The 15,184-nt window shown below is 62.5% G+C and carries 14 protein-coding genes; 5 read left to right on the forward strand and 9 right to left on the reverse strand.

From position 1 onward, the window contains the following. Nucleotides 1-61: 61 nt before the first annotated feature. Nucleotides 62-925 carry a universal stress protein gene (locus KW838_RS27225; protein WP_102700566.1) on the reverse strand — a complete coding sequence of 288 codons (864 nt, stop codon included), beginning with the start codon at nucleotides 923-925 and terminating at the stop codon, nucleotides 62-64. Between the two features lie 163 nt (nucleotides 926-1,088). Between KW838_RS27225 and KW838_RS27230 the strand changes: the two genes are divergently transcribed. Next, nucleotides 1,089-1,697: a tRNA-(ms[2]io[6]A)-hydroxylase gene (locus KW838_RS27230; protein ID WP_102700567.1), complete on the forward strand. Its 609-nt coding sequence runs from the start codon at nucleotides 1,089-1,091 to the stop codon at nucleotides 1,695-1,697. Between the two features lie 245 nt (nucleotides 1,698-1,942). Here the strand turns inward: KW838_RS27230 and KW838_RS27235 are convergent, their stop codons facing one another. Together KW838_RS27235 and KW838_RS27240 are read right to left on the reverse strand one after the other, a co-directional pair. Further along, nucleotides 1,943-4,186: a TonB-dependent siderophore receptor gene (locus KW838_RS27235; RefSeq protein WP_218504126.1), complete on the reverse strand. Its 2,244-nt coding sequence runs from the start codon at nucleotides 4,184-4,186 to the stop codon at nucleotides 1,943-1,945. A 108-nt stretch (nucleotides 4,187-4,294) separates the two neighbouring features. Continuing rightward, complete coding sequence (locus KW838_RS27240; protein WP_218504127.1) at nucleotides 4,295-4,783, reverse strand: GFA family protein; 489 nt, start codon at nucleotides 4,781-4,783, stop codon at nucleotides 4,295-4,297. A 341-nt stretch (nucleotides 4,784-5,124) separates the two neighbouring features. Here KW838_RS27240 and KW838_RS27245 point away from each other — a divergent pair, with 341 nt between their 5' ends. The 3 genes from KW838_RS27245 (at nucleotide 5,125) to KW838_RS27255 (ending at nucleotide 8,334) form a co-directional block, all read left to right on the forward strand. Beyond that, complete coding sequence (locus tag KW838_RS27245) at nucleotides 5,125-6,009, forward strand: LysR substrate-binding domain-containing protein (RefSeq protein ID WP_102700570.1); 885 nt, start codon at nucleotides 5,125-5,127, stop codon at nucleotides 6,007-6,009. Between the two features lie 100 nt (nucleotides 6,010-6,109). Beyond that, nucleotides 6,110-7,234, forward strand: a complete 1,125-nt coding sequence (aguA, locus tag KW838_RS27250; RefSeq protein WP_102700571.1) for an agmatine deiminase — start codon at nucleotides 6,110-6,112, stop codon at nucleotides 7,232-7,234. A 2-nt stretch (nucleotides 7,235-7,236) separates the two neighbouring features. Further along, nucleotides 7,237-8,334 (forward strand): extracellular solute-binding protein, encoded by a 1,098-nt coding sequence (locus KW838_RS27255; protein ID WP_218504128.1) that lies wholly within the window; start codon nucleotides 7,237-7,239, stop codon nucleotides 8,332-8,334. 131 nt (nucleotides 8,335-8,465) lie between these two features. On the opposite strand, the gene KW838_RS27260 is transcribed toward KW838_RS27255, so the two are convergent. The 6 genes from KW838_RS27260 to KW838_RS27285 all read right to left on the reverse strand — a co-directional run bounded on the left by KW838_RS27260 (nucleotide 8,466) and on the right by KW838_RS27285 (nucleotide 13,686). Then, nucleotides 8,466-9,083 carry a DNA-3-methyladenine glycosylase gene (locus tag KW838_RS27260; RefSeq protein WP_218504129.1) on the reverse strand — a complete coding sequence of 206 codons (618 nt, stop codon included), beginning with the start codon at nucleotides 9,081-9,083 and terminating at the stop codon, nucleotides 8,466-8,468. Nucleotides 9,084-9,087: 4 nt separating this feature from the next. Beyond that, the gene (locus KW838_RS27265) at nucleotides 9,088-9,900 is read right to left on the reverse strand and encodes an isocitrate lyase/phosphoenolpyruvate mutase family protein (RefSeq protein WP_218504130.1); all 813 of its coding nucleotides are present in this window, start codon (nucleotides 9,898-9,900) and stop codon (nucleotides 9,088-9,090) included. 35 nt (nucleotides 9,901-9,935) lie between these two features. Then, nucleotides 9,936-11,018, reverse strand: coding sequence for a bifunctional transcriptional activator/DNA repair enzyme AdaA (locus KW838_RS27270; protein WP_218504131.1), 1,083 nt, complete (start codon nucleotides 11,016-11,018; stop codon nucleotides 9,936-9,938). A 69-nt stretch (nucleotides 11,019-11,087) separates the two neighbouring features. After that, entirely contained in the window at nucleotides 11,088-12,044 is a 957-nt protein-coding gene (locus tag KW838_RS27275; RefSeq protein ID WP_371317895.1) for a Dyp-type peroxidase, read from the reverse strand. Between the two features lie 33 nt (nucleotides 12,045-12,077). Beyond that, nucleotides 12,078-12,698, reverse strand: a complete 621-nt coding sequence (locus tag KW838_RS27280; RefSeq protein ID WP_218504133.1) for a LysE family translocator — start codon at nucleotides 12,696-12,698, stop codon at nucleotides 12,078-12,080. 91 nt (nucleotides 12,699-12,789) lie between these two features. After that, the gene (locus tag KW838_RS27285; protein WP_218504134.1) at nucleotides 12,790-13,686 is read right to left on the reverse strand and encodes a DMT family transporter; all 897 of its coding nucleotides are present in this window, start codon (nucleotides 13,684-13,686) and stop codon (nucleotides 12,790-12,792) included. A gap of 89 nt (nucleotides 13,687-13,775) precedes the next feature. Here KW838_RS27285 and KW838_RS27290 point away from each other — a divergent pair, with 89 nt between their 5' ends. Beyond that, nucleotides 13,776-15,107, forward strand: coding sequence for a PLP-dependent aminotransferase family protein (locus KW838_RS27290; protein ID WP_218504135.1), 1,332 nt, complete (start codon nucleotides 13,776-13,778; stop codon nucleotides 15,105-15,107). Nucleotides 15,108-15,184: the final 77 nt, after the last annotated feature.

Genomic DNA, 15,184 nt, shown 5'->3' on the forward strand with positions numbered 1-15,184 from the left:
TCCTACAGGTAAACACGATCAATGTAGGAGCTGCCGAAGGCTGCGATCTTTTGATCTGCCCTCAGTGCTTGCCGGCAATCTCCTCAAGATGATCCTCGATCTCCGTCGGCTTGAGCACCAATACATCGCTCTCGACCGCATCGAGCACCACTTCCGCCGTATTGCCGATCAACGCGCCTGACAACCCGCTACGCGCCACGGTGCCGATGACGGTCACGGCCGCCTGCAGCTTGTGCACCATGAACGGAATCAACACGTCCGCCGGACCTTCCTCGATGTGCAGGTGTTCATCGTCGATGTCGTACTCGGCCTGGAACGACTTGCATTGCTCGCGGTAGCGCGCCTGGATGGTTTCGCTGAGTTGAAACGTCGGGTCGGCCGACGACAGCATCGGTGACGGGTGGGCGCTGATCACGTGCAAACGGGCCTTGGCCAGGGTTGCGATGTCATAGCCATGATTGATGATGGTGTCGTGCAGGTGGCGGTGTTCGAGGTCGGTGTTGCCGACGTCGACAGCGGCCAGGATCACTTTGTCTTTCCATGAGCCAGCGGTTTTTACCAGCAGTACCGGGGAAGGGCATTGGCGCAGCAATTTCCAGTCTTCGGGTGTCAGCAGGGCCTTTTTCAGGGCACTGTCGGGAAAGTGCTGCTTCACCACCAGACCGCAGCCTTCGGCTTGCTGAACCTCGACGATGGTTTGATGCAGGCTATGGTTCCAGGCCTGCTCGGTGGTGACGCTGTAGCCGTCCTCCGTCAAAGCGGCCTTGAGCACACTCAACATGGCACTGTGATCATGCTTGGGGTCGCACACCAGCAGATGCAACTGCGCCTGGGTCACGCCGGCGATCAGCTTCGCCCGCTTGAGCGCGAGGCTTTCGGAGTGTTCGGGGTCAATGACCACCAGAATGCTGCGTACGGCTTGCATGAGCGCGATCTCCTGAAAATAAAAAAGGCACGGCGTTGCACAACTATAGTTGCTGCCTGCGATTCGGGGACTTGATGCATATCAACGGTTGGCGACTGGTGGTCTGCGGGCAGGCCGGTATAATCGGCGCCCTTCGTTTTGAACCTATTTGTCCGTGAGCCCCATGATCCTTCCCGAAATTCACGAGTTCCTTGGCTGCCGCACCCCCGACGGCTGGGTTCAAGCCGCGCTGGCCGATCAGGAAACCTTGCTGATCGACCACAAGAACTGCGAATTCAAGGCCGCCAGCACCGCGTTGAGCCTGATCGCCAAGTACCATTCCCACGTCGACCTGATCAACATGATGTCGCGCCTGGCCCGGGAAGAACTGGTGCACCACGAGCAGGTCATGCGCCTGATGAAGCGCCGCAAGATTGGCCTGCGCCAGCTGTCTGCCGGGCGTTATGCGTCGGGCCTGCGCAAGGTGGTGCGCAGTCACGAGCCGGTGAAGCTGGTGGACACCTTGGTGGTGGGCGCCTTCATCGAGGCCCGCAGTTGCGAGCGTTTCGAAGCGCTGGTGCCGCATCTGGACGAAGAGTTGGGCAAGTTCTATTTCGGTTTGCTCAAGAGCGAGGCGCGGCATTTCCAGGGTTACCTGAAACTGGCCTACCAGTATGGCGACGCCAGGGACATCGCCCAGGTGATCGACAAGGTCCGCGCCGCCGAACAGGAACTGATCGAATCCCCGGATGTGGAATTCCGTTTCCATAGCGGCGTACCGGTCGCGGCATAACTCTCGCAGGACAACCCGTGGGGCTTTCAACACAAAAAAACCGGCCTTTTTGGCAAATGCCGATCAGTTAAGCCGAGACCCTGAACCTGTGGCGAGGGAGCTTGCTCCCGCTGGGCAGCGAAGCGGCCCTAAAAAATGGGCCTGCTGCGCAGTCCAGCGGGAGCAAGCTCCCTCGCCACAGGTTCGTGTCATCCTTGACTGATCGACATTAGGCCTTTCTGGCCGGTTTTTTCAGGTCCCCAGCTTCAGAAATCCCACGTGGTGGTCAACATCACGTTACGCGGTTCGCCGTAGTACGTGGTGTCGAAGTTGCCCAGGCCCGTCAGGTAGCGTTTGTCGAAGACGTTGTTGGCGTTGACGGTGAAGCTCAGGTTCTCGTTGAACTGGTAGCGGCTCATCAGGTCGACGAGGGTGTATCCGCCTTGCTTGATGCGGGTGTAGTCGCCCACGGTCGGGCTGTAGATCTTGCCGTAGAACGCGCTCTGCCAGCTGATGCCGCCTCCGATGGTCACCTTGTCCAGTGCGCCGGGCAGGCGGTAGGTGGTGAACGTACGTACGACGTGTTCCGGTTTGCTGGTGGACAGCGGGAAGCCGAAGATGCGCTGTTCATCGGCGTCACGGGTGCGGGCGTAGGTGTAGCCGGCCGACAGGTTCCAGCCTTCGGCCAATTCACCGGCCAATTCCAGCTCGACGCCTTTGGTGGTCGCGCCGTCAACGGCTTTGTAGATGCCTTCGTTGGTCACCGGGTTGGTGCCGATCGATTCAGCGAGGTTGTCTTGCTCGATGCGGAAGAAGGCCAGGCTGGCATTCAGTCGCCCGTCGAAGTAGGCGGCTTTCAGGCCGGCTTCGTAGCTGTCGCCTTCGACCGGCGCCAGGGTCGAACCGTTGATGTCCTTGTAGGTTTGCGGCTGGTAGATGCTGGTGTAGCTGGCGTAGACCGAGTAGGTGTCATCCAGGTCATAGACCACACCGGCATAAGGCGTGACCACGCCATGTTCCTTGTAGCTGGCATGGGTGTCATCGAGTCCCGCACCCGGATAGTACGAATAGTCTTCGTTGTACTTGAAGGTGCTCAAGCGGCTGCCGAGGATGATCGACAGGTCATCGGTCGCGTGCAGGCGCGTGGCCAGGTACAGGCCGTTCTGGCTTTGAGTGCGTTCGTACTTGCCGTTCTTCGGGAAGTCCTGTTCCGGCAGATCGCCATTCCAGTCGTAAATGCTCCCCGGGACCATGGCGAAGGCACTGGTGTCGAAGGTCGCGCCGGTCTGGCGCGAGTGGGAGGCCATGAAGCCGGCCACCAGTTCATGCTCGCGGCCACCCAGGGAGAAGGGGCCGGTGACGTTCACGTCAGCGGTGTTTTGCACCCGATGACCTTCCCAGCGCCCCCAGTACAGGAACATGCCTTCACCGGTGGCACGGTCCGGGTTGCCGCCACTGGCCGAGGCCAGGCGAGTGTCGTGATCGGTGGTTTTCTGGTCGACAGTGGCCTTGAACGTCCAGTCGTTGGCCAGGGCCTGTTCCAGGGAGGCGAAGTAGGTGATGTCGTCGAAGTCGCGACGACTCCAGTCGGCGCCCGGGTTGAAGTGACGCGGGAAGTCGGTACGGCCGCCGTCCGAGAAGTACACCGGGTTGCCGGTCCAGGACGAACCTCGCGGAGTGGCGCTGGACTTGTCGACGCCGAAGGTCAGCAGGGTGTCGGGCGTCAGGTCGGCTTCGAGGACGCCGTAGAACAGGTCCTTCTTCTGGCTGTAGTGATCCTGGTAGGAGTTCTTGTCGGAATACGCGCCGACAAAGCGACCACGCACGCTGCCGGAATCGTTCAGTGAACCGGAAATGTCGCCGACGCTGCGATAGGCATCCCACGAACCGACGGTGCCGCTGATCGACGCCTTGAATTCCTTGGTCGGCTTCTTGCGGATCAGGTTGACGGTGGCAGCCGGGTCGCCCGAACCGGTCATCAGGCCGGTCGCACCCTTGACGATTTCGATGTGGTCCAGGCTGGAGGCGTCGTCGCTGTTGCTGGGGTTTTCACCGTAGACGCCGTCATACGGGATGTTGATGCCATCGTACTGAAAGTTGGTGATGGCAAAGCCACGGGCGGAAAACTCGGTGCGGTCACTGTCGTATTTCTGCGTCGAAATGCCGGGGGTGTTGCGTAGCGCGTCGCCGATGGTCTGCACGCCGCGGTCGTCCATCTGCTGGCGGGTGATGACGGTCACCGATTGCGGCGTTTCGCGGATCGACAGGGGCAGGCCGGTGGCCGAAGACGTTGAACCGGTGGTGTAGGAGTGGGTGCCTTCGGTGGTGGCGCCCAGCGCCTGGGCGGAAATATTCGTTGCGCCCAGTTGCAGTACACCGTCGTCCTTCGCCGGCTTTTTATCGGCATCGGTTTCAGCGGCGTGGGCGGTGAGGCTCAGCAGGGCGGCGGGCAGGGCCAGCGCCAGAGGGCACAGGGCAAAACGGAAACGGGTGACAAGCGGGTGCGACATGGGGATCCCTTTGCATCGAATCGATCGGTAGTTGAAGTGCTTCTGAGGGGTTAACCGAACGAAACATGCAAAGGGGAACTGCCGCCTGAAAAAAACTGATAATTATTCTCAGCCAGCCAGGCCGAGACGCTGATGCCACTGGGCGATGGATTCTTCAGGGTACAGATCGAACTGCTGATCCACGGGCTGCGCCTGGACCTCCACCCACGGCGCTTTCGAGCCGAGCATCAGGTGCGTGTGCTCCGGCGGTACCGGCAGCGGTGTGTCGATGGCGGAGGCGAACGGGTGAATCAATTCCGGCCACTGAGGGCTGAACAACCACAGGCCCGAGCCGCAGACCGCACAGAAATGCCGCTCGGCGCTGCTGCTGTGGGCGCGCTTGTCGCCTTCTTCCTTGAGCCGCGCATGGTAAATCGCGATGTGCTTGCGCCCGCGCACCTTGAGGCTGGCGGCATCGCCACCGAGGTTGATCGCATAGCCGCCACCGCCCTGGGTCTTGCGGCAGATCGAACAGTAGCAACGCTGGTACGGGTAGGGGTGGGCGCAGGTCAGGCTGAACGACACCGCGCCGCAATGGCAGGAACCTTCGAGTTGCATGGGAGCCTCCGGCTGTCTTGAGCGTACCCGGGACAGCCTAGACCCTTAGCGTGACTCGACAGGTGCGAAAAGCCAGGGTGAGTTCGGCATCGCCGCTTTGTGCGCGGGTCACGTCCAGCATGTGCCGGGTGCGGGTGGATGTCATGATCCATAAGGGAAGGTGATGGGCGGGTGGATTTGTGGTGAGTGGGCCGGCCCATTCGCGAGCAAGCCCGCTCCCACATTTTGAATGCGATCGCCTGTGGGAGCGGGCTTGCTCGCGAAGAACGATAACGCGGTCCCACTGGACGCCTGCCAAAGGCCAAGTCAGCATGTCCCCCTCGAAACCGGGACACGACCTGATGCGACGATTACCTTCCCTGGCAGCCCTGCGAACCTTCGAATGCGCGGCTCGCCATGCCCATTTCGGCCGGGCGGCGGCCGAGTTGTGTGTCACCGACAGCGCGGTCAGCCACCAGATTCGCCAGCTCGAGGAGCAGCTCGGTGTGCCGCTGTTCGTGCGCGAAGGCCGGCAGATTCGCCCGACCCTGGCCGCCGGGCGCCTGATGCAGAGTTTGCAGCAGGCGTTCGAACTGATTGGCGACGCCTGCGATGAACTGCGCGATCCGTCATCGCTCGCGGTGCTGCGTCTGGCGGTGACCGCCGAGCTGGCGCAAAAGTGGCTGATGAGCCGTCTCACGGACTTCTATGCGCGCTATCCGCACATCACCCTGCATCTGTACGAACAACCGATCGACGCCACGGCCCCGGGGGAAGACATTGACCTGGCGATCACCTACGGCACCGGCCCGGTGGACAGCAGCGCGTATTTCGTCCGGCCGCTGCCGGCGTTGCAGTTCTTCCCGGTGTGCAGCCCCGGCCTGTTCAACCAGGGCTCGCTGAAAACCCCGAAGGACCTGGCCCGCCATTGCCTGTTGCACGACGACCAGGACGGCAAGACCTGGACCGCGTGGCTCACCAGCCATGCCGGTGACCAGCGCCCCGACCGCCAGTTGTATTTCGCCCATGCCGGGCTGGCGCTGGAGGCGGCGGCGCAAGGGCAGGGCGTGGCCATGGGCGACAACCTGACGGCCCAGGAAGATTTGCTCAGCGGCCGCCTGGTAAGGCCGTTCACGTCGAGCATGACCGCCCTGGGCCAATACGCGCTGGTGTGCGAACGGGTGCGGCTGGAACGTCCGGCCGTGGCGCAGATGCTGGAATGGTTCAACGATCAGTTGCTCGATTGATGAGTTGAATTCAAGTATTCCGAAATAATCATCGTTGGCGAGCCAGTCGCCAACACCCTTAGCCTGTGGTCATTCCAATCCCTGCTGAAGAGGTTTGACCATGGCCCGTTTGCTCGACACCACTCCCAAACAGGACGGTTTCCGTCTGCCCGGCGAATTCGAAGCCAAGTCCGGTTGCTGGCTCGGCTGGCCGGAGCGCACCGACGTCTGGCGCAACGGTGCCAAGCCTGCGCAGAAAGTCTGGGTGCAGATCGTCACCGCCATTTCCATGAGCGAACCGGTCACCGTGTGCGCCTCGGCGGCACAGTTCGCCACCGCGCGCCGCCAGTTGCCGCCGCAGGTGCGTGTGGTGGAAATGACCTGCAACGACACCTGGTTCCGCGACAGCGGCCCGTGCTTTGTGGTCAATGACCAGAGCGGCGAAGTGCGCGGCGTCGACTTCGAGTTCAATGCCTACGGCGGACTCGACGGCGGCCTGTACTACCCGTGGGACAAGGACGACCAGATCGCGAGCAAGATCCTCGAAATCGAACGCTTCGACCGCTATCGCGCCCCCTTGATTGCCGAACTGGGCGGCATCCAGAGCGACGGCCAGGGCAGCATCCTCACCACCGAGCAATGCCTGCTCAACCGTAACCGCAACCAGCATCTGGGCAAGGACGAAGTCACCCGTCGCCTCACCGACTACCTCGGCGCCGAGCAGGTGATCTGGTTGCCGCGGGGCTGCAAGTTCGACGAAACCGATGGCCACGTCGACGACCTCGCCTGCTTCGTGCGTCCCGGTGAAGTGGTGCTGCAATGGACCGACAACCGTGACGACCCGCAGTGGGAAATCTATCAGGAAGCCTATGACATCCTGCGCAGCACCCGCGACAGTCGCGGCCGCGAGCTGATCGTGCACAAGCTGCCGCAGCCGGATGTGCTGGAGTGGACGGCCGAAGAAGCCGAAGGGCTGGACCAGCAGGACAGCACCCATACCCGCCAGGCCGGGACGAAGATCTGCGCGTCGTACATCAACTACTACGCCGGCAACAGCGCCATCGTGGTGCCGCTGTTTGGTGATCGCAACGACAAGGTGGCGCTGGCGACCCTGGCCGAGCTGTTTCCGAAACACAACATCGTCGGCATCGAAAACTCCCGGGAAATCCTCCTCGGCGGTGGCAACGTCGCATGCATCACCATGCCGCAGTACGCCGGCACTGCTTGCAACAAAAAGGGAGTGTGACCATGGGCCTGCACAAACTGACTCAAGCAATACTGCTGGTGCTTGCACCCCTGTGTGTGCAGGCCGCCGATACCGCCAAACCGGTGGTCAACCTGTATATCTGGGGCGAGTACCTGGCCCCGGATACCCTGAAGAATTTCGAGGAAAAAACAGGCATCCATGTGGTGGTCGATCATTTCGATTCCCTGGAAACCGTCGAGACCAAGCTGCTCACCGGCCGCAGTGGCTACGACCTGGTGTTGACGGCGGGGCAGCACCTGTCTCGCGCCATCGAGAGTGGCGCGGTGCAGACGATCGACAAGCAGCAACTGCCGCATTTCGCCGGCGTCGGCGAGGAGTTCCGCCAGCACATGGCGGTGTTCGATCCGGGCAACCGCTATGCCGGGATCTACGCCTGGGGCACCACGGGCGTGGGTTATCAGGAACAGGCCGTGAAACAGCGCCTGCCCGACGCGCCGACCGACAGTTGGGCGATGCTGTTCGACCCGGCAGTGGTCTCGAAATTCGCCGATTGCGGGGTCAGCCTGCTCAACGATCCCAATGAAGTGTTCGCGGCGGTCATGAAGTACATGGGGCTGGATATCAACCGCCAGAACCTCGACGACCTGAAACTCGCCGAGCAGCAACTGGCGAAGATTCGGCCGTACATTCGCTACTTCGACAACGACCTGAACATCAGCGACCTGGCCAACGGCAACACCTGCGTGGCGATGTCGTGGAACGGCAACGTGGGCATCGCGGCGGGCCAGGCCGAGGCGGCGGGCAAACCCTATTCGCTCAAGTACCGGATTCCGAAGGAGGGCACGTTGATCTGGTTCGATGCCATGGTCATTCCCAAGGATGCGCCGCATCCGAAGGCCGGCCTGGCATTGATGGACTACCTGATGACCCCGCAAGTGATTGCGCCGATCACCGACACCATCCATTACGCCAATGCGATCACGGCGGCGGATGGCCTGATCGACCCGGCGATCCGCAATGATCCGGGGACGTATCCACCGGCCGCGGTCAAGGCTTCGTTGTACAGCAAGAATGACAATGGCAAGGCGTTCAACCGGGCGTTGATCCGGGCGTTCAGCCGGTTGAAGTCGGGGTTGTGACAGGCTCTGGTTGTGTGTTGTTGGTAAGGATGCCTTCGCGAGCAGGCTCGCTCCCACATTTAACCGAGTTCTGACATGGGAATGCGGTCGAATGTGGGAGCGGGCTTGCTCGCGAAGAACGATAACGCGGTCTACCGCCCGGGCACCCGCCACAAATACCAGGCCGCCACCGTCCGGTAAGGGCTCCACGCCGAGCCGATCTCGATCATCTGCTTGCGTGTCGGCTGCACCTGGAGCCCCTTGAGCCGGCGATAACCCTCGCGCACGCCAAAGTCGTCGGCCGGCAGGATGTCCGGGCGTTCCAGGCTGTAGATCAGCAACATCTCCACGGTCCAGCGCCCGACGCCGCGCAACGTGATCAACCGCTCGATCAATGCTTCATCGTCCATGGACAGCGCCGTGGCGTAATCCGGTACCACACCGTCCAGCGATGCCTGGGCGATACCCTGGATGGTCGCGATCTTGCTCGCGGAGAATCCGCAACTGCGCAATCGGTCGAAGTCCGTGGCGACGATCTGTTCAGGCCGGGGAAAGGAGCCCGAACCGAACAGCGCCAGCAGCCGCCCGACAATCGCATCGCCGGCCTTGGCGTGCAGTTGCTGATAGGCAATCGCCCGCACCAGCGACTCGTACGGATCACGCGCCGCATGCGGCTGGTGCAGGCACGGGCCGATGGCGTCGATGTGGCGGCGCCAGTCGTCATCGATGGCGGCCAGGAATTCACTGGCCGCGTGATAGCCGTCGACCATGGGCTCAGGCTTTCCCGGACGGTTTCAACAGGGCGTTGATTTCGCCATAGGTGAAAGCTTTCAGGTTGTGGCTATCGAATTTGCCTGTTTGCAAAAAGCTTTGGGCGATGCCGGCCATGGTGCCATAGAGGAATTCGGCGATGCCGGAACCGGCGCTCAGACGGCGTACGCCAAGCGCTTCAAGCGCTTCGGGCGACGGCAGGCCCGGGAACCCCAGCACATTCAATGGCAACGAGGTGCCGTGGCACAGCGCCTTGATCTCGTACTCGGCGGTAACGCCCGCGGCAAACAGGCCATTGGCACCGGCCGCCTGATACAGCGCGGCGCGCCTGAGGGTTTCGGCGACGCGGTCTTCGGCAGGCACCAGGCCGCGCAGGTAGACATCGGTGCGCGCATTGATGAACAGGTTCACGTTACGTCGATCGGCCACCTGGCGCGCGATTTCAATCTTGCGTACCAGCAACTCCGGCGGCGAGGAACCGTCCTCGATATTGATCCCTACCGCGCCGGCGGCGATCACCGCGTCAACCACCTGTGCCACCCGTTCCAGGTCATCGGAGTAACCGGCCTCGATGTCCACGGTCAGCGGCACCGAAATGACCCGGGCAATCGACTCGACGGTCGAGACCAGGCGCTCAAGGGGCAGGGTGTTGCCGTCCGGGTAGCCATGCACCCAGGCCACCGCGGCGCTGCTGGTGGCCACCGCCTTGTTGCCCAGTTGCTCCACCAGTCGCGCCCCGGCGGCATCGGCGACGTTGGTGAGGATCAGCAAACCTTCGTGATGCAGTTGGTGCAGTAGATTGTCGAGCCTGTCCATCGAGTTTCCTTCCTTATGAAAAGCCTGTGGGGGGATCAGAGCGCCAACTGCTCCGTGAGCTGCACCGCAGCGTTTTCCAGCCTGAGCAGAAACGCCTTGCGTGGCTGGCCTCCAGCGTAGCCGGTCAGCGAGCCGTCGGCGCCGATCACGCGGTGGCACGGCACAACAATCGATAAGCGGTTATGCCCGTTGGCCAGGCCTACCGCCCGGCTGGCACCGGGCTTGCCCAGCGTCGCCGCAATGGTGCCGTAGGTGGTGGTCTGGCCGTAGGGGATCTTCGCCAGTTCAGCCCAGACGCGGCGGGAGAACTCGCTGCCGGGCATGTGCAAGGCAACGCTGAACTCGGTCAGCGTCCCGGCAAAGTACGCCGACAATTGCGCTTCGATCTGCTGCAAATGGGTATTGTGCCCCGGGGCCACGGCGTAACCGAATCGGTTTTGCAACGCTTCGACCGAAGGGCTCAGTGAGGCCTGATCGAGAAATTCCAGCAACACCAGCCCGCGCCGTTCGGCCATGGCGATCATCGGCCCCAGCGGCGTGGTCAGGCGTGTAAACAGCAATGGCTCGCTGTTGGCCGCGCGGCCCGGGGTGATGTGAAACGACTTTTGAAAGGCATCGCGAAAGCCGCTCAGGGACTCGTAGCCGGAATCGAAGGCGACGGCGTCGATGGAGTCGCCCTGTTTGATCCCGCCCAATGCCATGCCCAGGCGCCGGGCGCGCAGCCACGCATGGAAGGTCATGCCGAAATGCTGCTTGAACCAGCGGCGCAGTTTCAGCGGCTCGATGCCTACGGCCAGTAGCTGGGCGTCGGTCCAGCGCTGCTCCGGGTCGGCGTCTACCGATTTGAACAGGCTCTGCACCCAGTCCGGCGCGCTGGCGGCGGTGTCCAGCGGTTTGCAGCGCAGGCAGGCGCGGTAGCCCGCCGCCAGGCATTGCTCGGCGTTGGCAAAGAACTCGACATTCTCAGGCTTCGGGCTGCGGGCGGTGCAACCGGGGCGGCAGAAGATGCCGGTGGTCTTGACCGCCGTGAAGAACACGCCCTCGTAGGAGGTGTCTCGTTCGAGCATGGCGCGAACCATCTCGGTGCGGGGCGGGAGCAGCGTTTTTTGTAGGTTCATGGGCGCAGCATAGAGGGCGTCATGGGTGGCCTCCACCGGAAAATCGACAGCGAATTCCAGTTGTTCCAATCAGGTGTGGGATGGCTCGCGATCGGCCAGTTCTTCCAGCAGATCGGCCGAAGGCACAAAGAACAAGCCCCCCGTGACTGCCGTGCTGAAATCCAGCAGGCGGTCATAATTGCCAGGCGGCTTGCCGACAAACATATTCTCGAGCATTTGTTCCATAGGCTCGGGCGAACGCGCATAGCCGATGAAATACGTGCCGAACTCACCGGCACCGGGCCGGCCAAACGGCATGTTGTCGCGCAGGATTTTCACTTCCTGCCCGTCCTTGGTGATCGTCGTCAAGGCGCTGTGGGAGCAACTGGGTTTGACCGAGTCATCCAGTTCGATATCGGACAATTTCGTGCGCCCGATCACCCGTTCCTGGGCCTCGACTGAGAGCGCGTTCCAGGCCGTCATGTCGTGCAGGTATTTCTGTACCAGCACATAGCTGCCCGCGGCAAACAGCGGGTCTTCATCGCCGACCATCGTGAAGTGGGCAGCCTTGCGACCGACCGGGTTTTCGGTGCCATCGACAAAGCCGATGATGCTGCGCATATCGAAATAGCGAAAGCCCTGAACTTCATCGACGACCGTGACCGCGTCTCCAAGGGACGAGAGCAGTTGCGTGGCCAGTTCGAAGCACAGGTCCATCTGCTCGGCACGAATGTGCAGCAAGATGTCGCCCGGTGTTGCCAGCGCTCGACGTCCTTCGGCGCCGAACTCGCGAAACCCGTGCAGCGAAGCCGGGCGCGGGCTGCCGAACAAGGTGTTCCAGGCACTGGAGCCAAAGCCACAGATGCACGACAAATTGCCGGAGGGAACACGTTTGCCGACCGAGCGCGTGAGGGCCGCGATGTCTGCACACCAGGCCCGCACTTTAGCGGCCGCATCCCCGCCGGGTGCCAATGTGGCGACGATGAACATCGCGCTGCCGGTGATGGGGCTGCATACAGCTTGAGGCTCTGGTGTTGGGTGATCCATTGGCATTTGCACTCCATGAGCAGGGGGGAATGTTCAGGCGCGTCGCGCCATCAGCAACACCGAAGCCGCCGCCGACAGCAACCCGGCGCAGCAGCGGTTGAACAGACGCTTGCCGGACGGCCTGGCGAACCAGCGGCGCATGTGCAGGCCCATGTAGGCATAGGCGCCGATGGCGATCCATTCCAGCACCAGGAACAACGCGCCCAATACGACGAACTGCGGCGCAATGGCCTGGGTCGAGTCGACGAATTGCGGCAGGAAAGCTGTGAAGATCAGGATCGCCTTGGGGTTGCCGGCCGCCACCAGGAACTCCTGCCGGGCCAGTGCCAGCGTGCCCACGGGCGCACTGGTGACCAGGTTCTCGACACCGGGATCGGCACGCCACAGTTGCCAGGCGAGGTAGAACAGATACGCCGCACCCAGGATCTTGATGGCGTAGAACAACAGCTCGGAGGTTTGCAGCACCACCGCCAACCCCGCCGAGGCCAGGGCAATCATCCCGGCGAACGCCAGCAACCGGCCGATGCCGGCCACGCACGCGGTGCGGTAGCCATAGCGGGTCGAATTGCTGACCGACAGCAGGTTGTTGGGGCCGGGTGCCATGTTGAGGGCAAAGCAGGCCGGCAGAAACAGGGTGAGGGTGGCGAGGTCCATGGTCGGCTCCTGTAGCAAGAGCGCTATTTTTATCACAGCCCGGCGGTGGTCAGACCCATACAGTGATGGGCGTAAACCACCGTATCAGGGCTCATTTGGCGAATTTTTTCGCCCCGGCGACGCACAGGATCACCGCGACGGTCACGCCCAGCATGCCGAGGCTGACCTGTTCATGCAGCAGGGTCGCCGCCAGGGTCAACCCGAAAAACGGCTGCAGCAGCTGCAATTGTCCAACCGCGGCGATGCCTCCTTGGGCCAGGCCGCGATACCAGAACACGAAACCGATCAGCATGCTGAACAGCGAGACGTACGCCAGGCTGAACCAGGCTGGGGTGCTGATGCCGCTGAACGAAACCGGCATGCGCATCCAGCTGAGCAGCGCCACGACCGGCAGCGACAGCACCAGCGCCCAGGAAATCACCTGCCAGCCACCGAGGGTGCGCGACAGCTTCGCGCCTTCGGCATAGCCCAGGCCACAGGCAAGGATCGCCAGCAGCATCAGGATGTCGCCTTGCGGGGAGGCGCTCAGTCCCTGGGACAGGGCAAAGCCGACCACCAACAGGCTGCCCAGCACCGAGAAAATCCAGAACGCCGCCCGTGGTCGTTCGCCACCGCGCAGCACGCCAAACACTGCCGTCGCCAGGGGCAACAGGCCGACGAAGACGATGGAGTGTGCGGACGTCACGTATTGCAGCGCCAGGGCCGTCAGCAGGGGGAAACCGATGACCACGCCAAGGGCGACTATGATCAGCGGGACCAGTTGCTGGCGCGCCGGGCGTTTTTCCTTGAATAACCCCAGCAGGCAAAGCGCCAGGATCGCAGCGATGGTCGCCCGCGCAACCGTCAGGAACACCGGATCGAATTCCAGCACCGCCACCCTGGTCGCCGGCAGCGAGCCGCTGAAGATCACCACGCCGATCAGTCCGTTGATCCAGCCGCTGGTGTTGTTTTCCAGCGTCCGGTGTTGCAGGTTCGAAGTCCGTTCCATTTGGCTCACGCTCATTGTCTGATTGCACGAAACCCATCGTATGAGCGAGTATCGATACAATCAAAAAATTGTCATGGATACATCTCGACATGCCTCGATCCCGTTATAAAACGCTGGTGGATGCCTTTGCCGCCGACATCCGTTCCGGGTGTTTGCCGCCGGGCACGCGCCTGCCGACGCACCGGCAACTGGCAACCGAGCACGGCCTGGCGCTGGTCACCGCCAGCCGGGTCTATGCCGAGCTGGAGGGCATGGGCCTGGTCAGTGGCGAAACAGGTCGCGGGACCTTTGTCAGGGAGACTTCGCTGCCGCCGGGGCAGGGCATTTCGCAGCACGTGGTGGCGGCGGGGATGCTTGACCTGAACTTCAACTACCCGTCATTGCCCGGCCAGGCCGAGCTGCTGCGCCATGCCTTGCGTCAACTGGCGTTGTCCGGTGACCTGGAGGCGCTCCTGCGCTATCAGCCCCACGCGGGGCGCCTGCATGAGCGGGCTTCGGTCGCCCGTCATCTGGTCGAGCGCGGGCTGAACGTGTCGGCCGAGCAGGTGTTGATCGTCAGCGGTGCCCAGCATGGCCTGGCGGTGACGCTGATGACGCTGCTCAAGCCCGGCGATGTCATCGCCGCTGATGCGCTGACCTACCCCGGTTTCAAGACGCTGGCCGAAACCCTGCATCTGGAAGTCTTGCCCATTCCGGTCACCGATACCGGGCCTGATCTGCCGGCCCTGGCAAAACTCTGCCGCAGCCGATCGGTGCGCGCCGTTTATTCGATGCCGACCTTGCATAACCCGCTGGGCTGGGTGATGGACGCCGATCAACGCGAGCAACTGGTGGCGATAGCGCGCCAGCATGACCTGACGATCATCGAGGACGCCGCCTACGCGTTCCTGGCCGAAAACGTGCCGCCGCCGCTGGCCGAGCTGGCGCCGGAAAGAACGGTGTACGTGTCCGGTCTGTCGAAGAATATCGCCACCGGCTTGCGCGTCGGCTTTATTGCGGCACCCGTGCAATGGATCGCCGCCTTCGAACGCACCATCATGGCGACCACCTGGAACACCCCCGGCGTGATGACCGCCATTGCCACGGCCTGGCTCGACGATGGCACCGTCGTCCAGCTGGAGGCGCAAAAACGTGCGGACGCCCGAGCCAGGCAAGCCCTGGCCCGGGAGGTGCTGGCGGGACTCAGGACTGTCAGTCACCCGAATTCCTACTTCATCTGGTTGCCGTTGGCGGAAGACGCCCGGGCCGACCAGATCGCCATGGCGCTGATGCGCGAGCAAGTGTCGGTGTCGCCGGCCGAGCCCTTTGCGATTTCAGCCCATGTGCCCCACGCGATACGCCTGGCGTTGGGCTCGGTGGACATGGACTCGCTGCGCATTGCCCTGACCAAGGTGAAAAGCGTCGTCGGTTATTACTCATAGCGCTGCAGGGCAGTTTTGTTCAATACGCGAATCGCTTGGCTCTTTACCTTGAGGGCCTTGTTCAACTCGATGGAAGA

Origin of the sequence: Pseudomonas sp. PDM27, from assembly GCF_019219205.1 — a bacterium.
Classification (GTDB): domain Bacteria; phylum Pseudomonadota; class Gammaproteobacteria; order Pseudomonadales; family Pseudomonadaceae; genus Aquipseudomonas; species Aquipseudomonas laurylsulfatiphila.

What these genes read in the sequence shown, in the direction of transcription:
- KW838_RS27235 (WP_218504126.1), bottom strand. Translation starts at nt 4,186, where the DNA reads ATGTCGCACCCGCTTGTCACCCGTTTCCGTTTTGCCCTGTGCCCTCTG.
- KW838_RS27255 (WP_218504128.1), top strand. Translation starts at nt 7,237, where the DNA reads ATGGGCCTGCACAAACTGACTCAAGCAATACTGCTGGTGCTTGCACCC.
- KW838_RS27270 (WP_218504131.1), bottom strand. Translation starts at nt 11,018, where the DNA reads ATGAACCTACAAAAAACGCTGCTCCCGCCCCGCACCGAGATGGTTCGC.
- KW838_RS27225 (WP_102700566.1), bottom strand. Translation starts at nt 925, where the DNA reads ATGCAAGCCGTACGCAGCATTCTGGTGGTCATTGACCCCGAACACTCC.
- KW838_RS27230 (WP_102700567.1), top strand. Translation starts at nt 1,089, where the DNA reads ATGATCCTTCCCGAAATTCACGAGTTCCTTGGCTGCCGCACCCCCGAC.
- KW838_RS27245 (WP_102700570.1), top strand. Translation starts at nt 5,125, where the DNA reads ATGCGACGATTACCTTCCCTGGCAGCCCTGCGAACCTTCGAATGCGCG.
- KW838_RS27280 (WP_218504133.1), bottom strand. Translation starts at nt 12,698, where the DNA reads ATGGACCTCGCCACCCTCACCCTGTTTCTGCCGGCCTGCTTTGCCCTC.
- KW838_RS27285 (WP_218504134.1), bottom strand. Translation starts at nt 13,686, where the DNA reads ATGGAACGGACTTCGAACCTGCAACACCGGACGCTGGAAAACAACACC.
- aguA (WP_102700571.1), top strand. Translation starts at nt 6,110, where the DNA reads ATGGCCCGTTTGCTCGACACCACTCCCAAACAGGACGGTTTCCGTCTG.
- KW838_RS27290 (WP_218504135.1), top strand. Translation starts at nt 13,776, where the DNA reads ATGCCTCGATCCCGTTATAAAACGCTGGTGGATGCCTTTGCCGCCGAC.
- KW838_RS27260 (WP_218504129.1), bottom strand. Translation starts at nt 9,083, where the DNA reads ATGGTCGACGGCTATCACGCGGCCAGTGAATTCCTGGCCGCCATCGAT.
- KW838_RS27240 (WP_218504127.1), bottom strand. Translation starts at nt 4,783, where the DNA reads ATGCAACTCGAAGGTTCCTGCCATTGCGGCGCGGTGTCGTTCAGCCTG.
- KW838_RS27275 (WP_371317895.1), bottom strand. Translation starts at nt 12,044, where the DNA reads ATGGATCACCCAACACCAGAGCCTCAAGCTGTATGCAGCCCCATCACC.
- KW838_RS27265 (WP_218504130.1), bottom strand. Translation starts at nt 9,900, where the DNA reads ATGGACAGGCTCGACAATCTACTGCACCAACTGCATCACGAAGGTTTG.